Genomic DNA, 1813 nt, shown 5'->3' with positions numbered 1-1813 from the left:
GACGAGCACGGCACCCTGACCTACGCCGAGCTGAACGACCGGGCCAACCGGCTCGCCCGGCTGCTGGCGGCCCGCGGCGCCGGCCCCGGGCGCCTGGTGGCGCTGGCCCTGCCGCGCACCGCCGAGCTGGTCACCGCCGTCCTCGCGGTGCTCAAGGCCGGCGCCGGCTACCTGCCGCTGGACCCGGCCCAGCCCGCCGAGCGGCTGCGCCTGGTGACCGAGGACGCCGCGCCGCTGCTCACCGTCACCGAGGCCGGCAGCTCCGGGAGGCTGCCCGCGGACGGCCCACCGCCCGTGGTGCTCGGCGCCCCGGAGGTCGAGCGGGAGCTCGCCGCGCTCTCCCCCGCCGACCTCACCGACGCCGACCGGACCGCGCCGCTCACCCCGGACACCGTGGCGTACGTCATCCACACCTCGGGCTCGACCGGCCGGCCCAAGGGCGTGCCGGTCCCGCACGGCAACGTGCTGCGGCTGTTCGCCGCCGCCGGGCACTTCGCGTTCGGCCCCGAGGACGTGTGGACGCTCTTCCACTCCTACGCCTTCGACTTCTCCGTCTGGGAGCTGTGGGGCTCGCTGCTGCACGGCGGCCGCCTGGTGGTCGTCCCCTACGCGGTGTCCCGTGCGCCGGGGGACTTCCTGGAGCTGCTGCGGCGCGAGCGCGTCACCGTGCTCAACCAGACGCCCTCGGCCTTCCACCAGCTGGTGCAGGCCGACCGGGAGGCGCCCGCCGGGGCCCCGCCGCTGTCCCTGCGCCTGGTCGTCTTCGGCGGCGAGGCGCTGGAGGCCGCGCACCTGCGCCCCTGGGTGGACCGGTACGGGGACCGGTGCCCGGAACTGGTCAACATGTACGGCATCACCGAGACCACGGTGCACGTGACCCACCACCGGGTGACCCGGGAGGCGGTCGAGGAGCCCACCCCGCGCGGCACCATCGGCCTCCCGCTCGCCGACCTGCGGGTGCACGTGCTGGACCACTGCCTGCAGCCGGTGCCGCCCGGCACGGTCGGCGAGATGTACGTCGCCGGTCCCGGTGTGGCGCTCGGCTACCTGGACCGACCGGGACTGACCGCGCAGCGCTTCGTCGCCGACCCGTTCGGGCCCCCCGGCTCGCGGATGTACCGCACCGGCGACCTCGCCCGACGTGCCGAGGACGGCACCCTGGAGTACCGCGGCCGGGCCGACCAGCAGATCAAGATCCGCGGCTTCCGGATCGAGCCGGGCGAGATCGAGGCCGCCCTGGTCGGCCACCCCGCGGTGGCCCAGGCAGCCGTGGTGGCCCGTGAACAGGGCGGCGACCGGGTGCTGGTGGCGTACGCGGTGCCGGCGCCCGGCGAGCGGCCCGACCCGGCCGCCCTGCGGGCGCACCTGGCCGGGCTGCTGCCCGAACACCTGGTACCGGCCGCGTGCGTGCTGCTGGAAGCGCTGCCGCTGACCGGCAACGGCAAGCTGGACACCGCCGCCCTGCCGGCGCCGGACTTCGCCGCCGCGGCCGGCGGCCGCGCCCCGGACACCGCCGACCAGGCCCTGGTCTGCCGGCTGTTCGAGGAGGTGCTGCGCCTGCCGGAGGGCAGCGTCGGCCGCGACGACAGCTTCTTCGCCCTGGGCGGCCACTCGCTGAGCGCCACCCGGCTGCTCTCCCGGCTGCGTCTGGAGACCGGTCAGCAGGTGCCGGTCGCAGCGCTGTTCGACGCCCCGACGCCCGCCGGGGTGGCCGGTCGGCTGACGCCCGGCGGTCCGCGGTCGCAGGCCCGCCCACCGCTCGCGCCCGCCGCACGTCCCGAACTGCTCCCGCTCTCGCACGGGCAGGAGAGCA

1 protein-coding gene is annotated in these 1813 nt (G+C 76.8%); it reads left to right on the top strand.

The features are described 5' to 3' along the window. The coding region (locus tag MCM47_RS39980; protein ID WP_238951752.1) for an amino acid adenylation domain-containing protein at positions 1-1813 on the top strand (1813 nt) is incomplete at both ends.

This window comes from Kitasatospora sp. A2-31 (assembly GCF_022288725.1).
GTDB lineage: Bacteria > Actinomycetota > Actinomycetes > Streptomycetales > Streptomycetaceae > Kitasatospora.
The sequence above is the reverse complement of the archived record's forward strand: the minus strand, read 5'-3'. Positions and strand labels throughout refer to the sequence as shown.